This is a genomic window from Rhodopirellula maiorica SM1 (assembly GCF_000346295.1).
Classification (GTDB): domain Bacteria; phylum Planctomycetota; class Planctomycetia; order Pirellulales; family Pirellulaceae; genus Novipirellula; species Novipirellula maiorica.
Window position 1 is genome coordinate 1 of record NZ_ANOG01000404.1, and the last position, 8,281, is coordinate 8,281.

At 54.4% G+C, this 8,281-nt stretch carries 4 protein-coding genes and 1 pseudogene; 3 read left to right on the top strand and 2 right to left on the bottom strand.

The features are described 5' to 3' along the window. Positions 1-108: 108 nt before the first annotated feature. Positions 109-1,329 carry a cation:proton antiporter domain-containing protein gene (locus tag RMSM_RS12995; protein WP_008696564.1) on the bottom strand — a complete coding sequence of 407 codons (1,221 nt, stop codon included), beginning with the start codon at positions 1,327-1,329 and terminating at the stop codon, positions 109-111. 708 nt (positions 1,330-2,037) lie between these two features. On the opposite strand from RMSM_RS12995, the gene RMSM_RS13000 reads away from it, so the two are divergent. The 3 genes from RMSM_RS13000 (at position 2,038) to RMSM_RS37820 (ending at position 6,983) form a co-directional block, all read left to right on the top strand. Beyond that, a complete protein-coding gene (locus tag RMSM_RS13000; protein ID WP_040766242.1) occupies positions 2,038-5,403 on the top strand; it encodes a serine/threonine-protein kinase in 3,366 nt (1,121 codons plus the stop codon). A 257-nt stretch (positions 5,404-5,660) separates the two neighbouring features. Then, positions 5,661-6,320, top strand: coding sequence for a metallophosphoesterase family protein (locus RMSM_RS13005; RefSeq protein ID WP_008696567.1), 660 nt, complete (start codon positions 5,661-5,663; stop codon positions 6,318-6,320). Positions 6,321-6,683: 363 nt separating this feature from the next. Beyond that, the gene (locus RMSM_RS37820) at positions 6,684-6,983 is read left to right on the top strand and encodes a hypothetical protein (RefSeq protein ID WP_040766244.1); all 300 of its coding nucleotides are present in this window, start codon (positions 6,684-6,686) and stop codon (positions 6,981-6,983) included. A gap of 143 nt (positions 6,984-7,126) precedes the next feature. On the opposite strand, the pseudogene RMSM_RS13015 reads toward RMSM_RS37820, so the two are convergent. Beyond that, positions 7,127-8,281, bottom strand: a pseudogene (locus tag RMSM_RS13015) (malto-oligosyltrehalose trehalohydrolase); the annotation flags it as partial.

Below are 8,281 nucleotides of genomic sequence, written 5' to 3' on the forward strand. Positions count from 1 at the left end.
GTTTTTAGGTGGCACCGTTTTTAAGCTAGTGCTGGTAAAAGGTCGTATTTGTGTTGTCGCATTTTGTACGGGTTTAAGATCGCAAATTGATACGAGGCTCCCCGCAATTCAAGTCCCAGACTGCTTGTACCGCCGGATCGCCGGGCTGGCTGTGACACCGTGCGCAACCACGGAAACCACGATCAACAAACTGACCAGCGACCAAACAACCGGTTGCTGCGTCTCGCGCACCGCCAACACGGCGTAAAAGATCGCGGCGACGCCGATCGGACCGAACCAGCCCGCGAAGATGGCGTCACGAGGTCGACGCAGCGGGCCAAGCATCGACTTGCACAACAACAGCAGCGGCAACCGCCGCAGCAAAAGGATCAATATGGCCCACAATATCAACTTTGGCCCGTGATGCAGCCATTGGTCGATCGGCAGAACCGTCCCCAGCAACGCGAAAATGGGAAGCACAAAAAATTGATTGACCGTTTCTTGGATCCGTTCTTCCTTTAGTCGGTCCGAACGCGTTGAACCGGCGTCAAACGCGATTCCTGCGAAGAAGACGGCCAGAACATCATCGGTTTGCAACCACTTCGCAGTGCCAAGCGTCAGTAGGGTCAACGCGAGGGTAAACCCCAGCAGCCCGGTGTTTTCGATCGTATGTCGATCCTCGGCACGGCGAAGTCCACTGGCGGCCAGAGTGCCCAGAATCCAGCCCACAAGGATCGCGCCGCCCACTTCCCAAAAAAGTGTCCTCGTTAGCCAGTGCTCCATCACGTTTGAGTAGTGATTGACCAACAAAATCGGCAACCAAACTAATGGGAATGCCAATCCGTCGTTCAGTCCCGATTCCGCACTGATGATCCGTCGCAAGCGGAGCGGCAGGTGGGATTCGGCCATTCGGCCGGTCACAATCGAACTAGCCACCACCGGATCGGTCGGGGCGGCAATCGCACCGATCAGCAGCGCTGGCAACAACGGCTGCTGCAGCAACGCCATCGTTAACCCGCCGGTAATCAACATCGACATCGGCATCGCAACCAACAGCAAGATTGATAGCGATTTCCAGCGGCGACGGATCGAGGCTGCGGGGATGCGAAGCGCGACGCCCATCAAGCCGATCGCTAGCGTAAACCGGGCCGCTTCTTCGAGTAACACCTGTTCATCGGCAACCCATGTCGCCGGATCCACCCAGCCGAGGACATGAGGGCTCGCAACGAACCCAACGAACAACGCGATCAGCGGAGCTGAAACCGACGCCCGCTCTAACAACACCGAGCAAATGCCAATTCCCAGCGTCAAGCCGCCGACGATAATCAAGGTAACAGAGATCGTGTCCATGCGAGCACTGAGAAAGCAAACGCCGGGCCGTGTCCGGCAATGCACTACCGCCCCCCCACTTCCAGGGGCGGCGAAAGGGAGAGCGAGGGGGCGATCCCGATGAGGTGCCGCAGCGTGGGTGGTTGCGGGATCGATGAAACGAGCAAAGCATCGGAAGGCCCTGCCTTGTGAGACGATCCAATCACAAAAACCGTGGTCTCAACTCGCTGGCGTCGCGATTACTTCGTTTACGTCTAGCAACCAAGGCGGAAACGCTTCACCAAACTGGGATGGTGGCCGCAAAGTGAGAGGGAACAAATGTCAAATTCGATGCCAGGCATCAATTTAGGTGGGTGGCACCGATTTGAAACCGGTGGGTGGCACCGATTTGAGGCGATCTCTGGACGGCGCGTTTCACGCGTCGCGCTCGCTCTGTTATGATGGCAATCCAGACAAGTTTTCACTCACCTTATTCCGCCTTTTACACACTCCTGCCCCCGTCTGTCGATCGCCTCGCAACACTCAGTGCTGTCAGCAACGAGTATCCTGTTTCGAACTCGTCGCGAACGCTACTTGGTACTCACCGTGTGCATCCGATCGGATGACAGGAAATTTATCGACCAAAACCGGACGCCCACTTAGGTACTCTCCATCGCGTCGGTTGTTCTACCAATGTCGCCCAACGTAAAGTGCCACCGCGTTGTGAAAGGAGATCACGGGGCAAATTTGATGAAAGACACTGACGCCAAAGTACTCGACAAGCTGGTTGCGGAGTACTTGAATCATTTGGATCACGGTCGTGACATTCCTCCGCAGCAATTTATCGCTGACCATCCGCGGTTGCTCCAGCCTTTTTTGCAAGCTGTCTCACAGCACCTTCGAATCAACGACGATTGCCGCGCAACTGCCGAGGACGAAACCAACGTCTCCGACGACACTCCTCGCTCGGTTTCCCCGCCAAACGATTCCATACGCCGAGTCGGCCGCTATCGGCTGATCGGCACGCTCGGGAGCGGCGGTATGTCGATCGTCTACGAAGCGGTCCAGGCCGGCAAATCCGAATCAGTGGCTCTAAAAGTACTGCATGCTGCGGCGGCCAACGACCCGGCCATGCGAAAGCGGTTCCAGAGAGAATCCGAGACAATTCGCTCCCTAAGCCACCCCCACATCGTTCCACTACGCGACTTTGGCACCCACGAAGGAGCCCCATTCCTAGCGATGCAGTTGATCAAGGGGGAGACGGTTGCTCAACAAATCAGACGTTCTCAAGCACTCGCAACCGACCTAGCCGACGCCGATCATAACGATACAGCAACGACCACCGTTGCCCGCAGCGGGAATTCACTCACCTCCGACTGGACAATGACCGAAAAAGCGTTGGCGATCGCAAACATCGCCGATGCTCTGGACCACGCCCACACTCGGAATATCGTCCATCGCGATATCAAACCTTCGAACCTACTAATCGATTCCAATCGAAAGGTTTGGCTAACCGACTTCGGTCTGGCCTCGGCTAATGACGCCCAAACCGTACTGACCCGAACCGGCCAGGTTATCGGAACACCGCACTACATGAGCCCCGAACAGGCATCGGCAAGTACGGATTCGAACGACCCACGCACCGACATCTATTCATTGGGAGCAACGCTTTACGAATGGATAACGCTCCAGCGACCACATCAAGGCGACCAATTTCACGTTTTACTTGAGATCGCCAGCGGCCGGCTTCAACCGCCTTCGAAAGTATGCTCAAACGTGCCAGCGTCATTAGAAGCGGTTGTGCTGAAAGCAATGTCGCATGCGCCAGCCGACCGATACGCTTCCGCAGCGGAGATGGCGAACGATCTACGACGGTTCTCTTCCGGGCGTCCGGTTCACGCACGACGGCCGGGGTATGCCGATCATGCAGTTCGTTGGCTGGTTACAAACCCCAAAACTACGATCGCCTCCGCCGTCGGTTTCGCCGCCGTCGTTGTGGCAGTGATACTGTCGCAATCCATTGCCAGTTGGCGTTTGTCGAACCTGAATGCACAGCTGGCCAAGAGCACCGCGACGCTGGAACACACCAACACACAACTCGCTGATACCAACGCAGATCTCAATCAAAGCCAAACCGAACTGCGCCGGCACCTTTACGTCGCTGACATGGCATTGGCTTACCGTGCTTACGCGCAGCACGATATTCGTGCGGTCCACCGGTTGTTGACGCGTCATATCCCAAGAAAAACGCCCCAGGTGACGAATCCATTCGACCAACGAGGCTTCGAATGGTGGCTGCTCAAGAACCTGTCACCTCCGCCTCACGTTTTACCGCTGGCCGAACATCATGGGGCAGCCAACGAATTGGCTCTAAGTCCCGACGGTAGTGAAGTGTTCTCGGTGGGCAGCGAAGGTTCGGTTCGTCACTGGGACATCCTTTCGGGGCGTGAGCTTCATCAGTGGAATATCGAAGGAAGTCTCGACGCTATCGCCATTTCTCCTGATGGATCAAAATTGTTAACCGGAAGCAACATTCCGATTGGACTCAATCCGGTCACGTTACGAGACACCAGCACAGGCGAAGTTACGGTCGAACTGCACGGCCACGAGTATTCAGTCGAGTCGGCTGCGTTTTCGCCAGATGGAAACTGGATCGCCACCGCCGGACGCTACCACCAAGTCTTGCTGCATGACACCCGCGGTCAACTGCGCGGACGGTTGATGACGGGGTCGCGAAATGAGTCACTCTGTTTTTCAGGGGATAGTGGACAACTCGTTGCAGTTTACCGCGAGAAGATTGACGGAGAAGACCGGCAGTCACTGCGAACATGGACTGTCCCCGATTTAACACCAGCAAAAACCTGCGAATTTGACTTACATCCATTGACGTTCGCGTTGTCAGGAAATGGAAAACGAATGATCGTCGCGGATGCCGCTCAGTGGACCGTCATGCGATGGCGTGATGCAAAGCCGATCTCCAATCAAGACGAAATTCACGGTCGCATTCGTTGCGTCGCGATTGATCACGAGGGCGACCAGATCGCTGCGGGTTGCGACAACGGATTGATTTACATCTGGCAACTAAAAAATGAGGAAACGGATGGGGAACGGCCTCATCCGCGTGTGATCACCGCCAGCGATCAAAAAATTACCAGCCTCGCTTTTCTCGAGGATGATAGAATCCTTTCCAGCTGTGAAGATGGGATGGTGCAGGTATGGGCGTTGCCAGCGAAGGAAGTCCAGCACCCGGCCTTGGGTGTATCCACGAGAGCCATCACGCGACGTGCGACCGACTGTAATCGTCTGTTTCTACGCGGTGACCATGGGGGAATCGAACGATTCGACCTGTCGACTTTGCATCGCGAGCAGATCGCAAGAGTCGTTCCCGACGAACAATACAACTTGGCGGTAACACCGGACGAGACGATAATTGTCGCCGCAGCCCCTGATCAGTTGGTAGTCGTCTCGGCGGCAGATGGAAGTGAATTGCACCGAATTGACGCTGAATTGGGTGACACGGATTGCAAGAAGCTTTGCTTCATCGACAACGGCCGACGATTACTCGCACTCTATAACGACCGTTTCCGTCAATACGAAACTACCGATTGGAACATGACCGATGAGATCATGTTGCCAAACTCGAGCAGTCACGCACTTGCCTTTTCGCCGAATGAGTCCGAGGTGCTCGTCGTCACCGAGGAAGTCCTGTTGTTCTACGATGCAAAAACGCTTCAACTGCGAGCGGATTATCCCAGACGATTCGGGACCCTGTCTTGGGCGAGCTACGCGGCCAACGGAAAAATCATCGCCTTGGGGCACCACGACGGAACCATCGAACTGCTAAACGCTGTACACGCCGAACCTATCGGTTTGCTAACAGCGCATCGTCAAACCATTACGGGGCTGTGGTTTATCGAAAACGATCGAACGTTGATCAGTGCCAGTAGAGGCAGCAACATACGATTTTGGGACGTCGGAAGCCGCCGTGAGATCGGCGTACTCGATATCGGAAACACGAGTTGTGACCTGATCCATTTCAGCAGACCTCTGCAAAAACTATTCACCTTTGGTCCTCACGCTCCGATCAAAGTTTGGTCGGGGCAACGTTCCAGGTAGCTCTTATCAAGCCATCATCCCCTGCGTTTGCAATCTCTGTAGGTGCCCGAGGGACTGAGTCGAACATTGCATCGGGCGACCCTATTTAAAACGGAATCCGACGCAGTGTCTCTACAATACGACGATTCGCCAAAGCAGCCAGAGTCGCGTCGGACGAGTGACACCGTACCAACGAACGTGATCGCTGTTAGAATTGAGTCTTCTGAAATCATGAACGTTGAAAGTATTAGCCAACGTCCGCAAATCAAGGGTCGACGATGAAAATCTGGTTCATTTCGGATACACACAACGAACATCTGCGACTGCAGGTTCCCGAGGTGGACATCGTCATTCATTGTGGCGACGAATCGACTGATGGCGATGCGACGAAAAACGAACCTGAGGCACGCCGGTTCTTCGATTGGTACTCGGAATTGAACGTTCCGACAAAAGTGTTCGTGCCGGGCAATCATTCGACAGCGGTAGAACAAGGGCTGATTCGTGCTGAGGAATATCCTGACATTCGTTTTTTGGTGCACGAATCGATGCATTGGAACAGCCTACATTTGTTCGGTTCTCCTTACACGCCTCGTTTCCATGACTGGGCCTACATGAAGAAACGCAAGCAACTTGATCATGTTTGGCAAGCCGTTCCCGATGATGTAGATATATTGATCACGCACACTCCGCCCAAAGGTGTGTTGGATCTTACGCACGACAAGGCGACGAAGGAGCTCATCCAAGTCGGGTGTATGGCTTTGCGTCATCATGTCGAACAACGGATCAAACCCCAAATTCACGCGTTCGGTCACCTGCACGACGAAAAGGGCATCAGCAACTACGGCATTTTCACTCGCGGCGCCACTCAGTTCATCAATTGCTCATGCTGTAACCTAGCTGCAAAGCTGACAAACAATGGATTCGTCATCGAGCTTTAGTGATTCCTGAAAAGCACGCGACGAAGAACCTCCGCCAGTGGTATTGCGTTTTGAACCACCGCGTGCCGATCAGTGCTGGAGCAGGAGACTCGTCCCCCACTGATTCTTAACTAGTCACCGCCACAGATCCAAGTGGTCTCGAATCAATCAAGGGTTTCAAAGCAGTGGGCCATATACTGCGTTTGATACTTCAATGCGTTTATAGCGATTGTCGAATGGGGACACCCGCGAGGTAGTCCGTTCATGCCCTCCGTCCCCTAAAAACGAGACAGGCGATGGCATACGAATTGCTTGGCGTAAGAGACATGGACCGGCATCAGGCCGAAATGTTTATTTCTCACCATGCCTCGCACCCTTATAAAGATGAGCCAGACCCGACTAATCGCTTTCGCGTTCACTCTTTCGACTCTTCTTTCACCCGCAGCGTTATCTGCGGACGCCGGTTCCCCGACCGGCTGGAGCCCGATCATCCTGCCCACGGGATCATATCGCGCCCAGATCAAATCAATGCCAATCCACCAGCGTCCCGGTCGGCCGTTGCATGTCTATGGCAACACGATTCGTTTGTTGGAGCAGACCAGAACGACGCGTGGCTTCCATCGGCCAGTGCGGCAAATCCTGTTCGGCACCGATGATCTGATCGGGACGTTCACAACCCGCTAATCAATTGCAACATTATCGAGCGTAGCAAACGGCAGCAGCAAACCGGCAAGATCGTTCCGTTTGAGCATTCGGCGGACGAACTGGTTTGGTGGCGTTCGCGTCTGCACCGAACGCCAGTCGCACCTCAATCGATCGAACGTAGCTCACTTCACATCGTGGTGGCTTCCCGGTCGCTGCGTCGCAGTAGGAGTTAGCAAAACCGCTGAGTGGCCAGGAATGTGCCAGTCGGTAGTATTCAGCAGCGCGGTGCCAGACCCACCATACTCGGGGTCTTCGCTAGAAAACTTGATTTGCCAATGGGTATCGATCACGGGTGCAATCAGCGGTTCGGCCGATGGACGCCAATGACAATCCCTTCCCAAATTCACTAACAGCAATCGATCCAATTCACCATGTTCGCTGTGATGATTGTGCCATCGCAGAAGGAAGCAGTCGTTATTGATCACTGCTCCCTGAATCATGGATTTGTCTTGTCGCGAAAAGGTAGGGTCCTCTCGGCGGAGTTGCAGTAGATCGCGGTGTAGCGTTAAGTCTTGACAATGGTCGTTGCGCTTGGACCAGTCCAATTTGCAAGCTTGAAAGGTTGATTCGTCGGCGGGGTCGGGCAATGAAACAGCTCGGCCATCACGACCAGCAATCCGAGGGAATTGACGCAGCGATTCCCAACGTCCTTCCCGCACCAGAGTCGCCAATTCGACATCATGATCGGCAAAAAAACGAAACGGAGTGCTCGTCCCAAATTCTTGGCCCATAAAAAACATCGGCGTTCCCGGCCCAAGCAACCACAGCGTGGTAAGAGCACGATAGGTTCCCGGCGAAGTCAAGTCGGGCAACCGTGAACCATGCGCGGAGTTCGCCACTTGATCATGGTTCTGTAAATACGTAACAAATCGCCAACCGGGAATTTGCCACGCCGGCGTCCCTCGCCACCGTTTCAATTCATGCGAGTATTGGCCTTGGAAAAGGTAACCCCAGCGGGTCGCTGAGATAAGTTCCTGTGCCGTCCCTGCAAAGTCGGCGTAGTAAAATTCCGCATGCCCGGTCGCAGCAACCCGGCAAGTGTGATGGAAGTCATCGTTCCACAATCCGTCTAAACCGAAACCGTTATCGGTGATGCTTTCAACATGACGTACTTCTTGGGTTTCATTTTCGGCGATCAAAACGATTTTGCGTTGCTCGCCCGATGCGGTGAATGCTGCTGCCCGCGCGGCTACCGAAAGATCTGCTAACAAATGCCGGGTCGAGTCATCATAGATTGTTGCGTCGCATCGAGTCGCAATCCATCCAAATGAAACTCG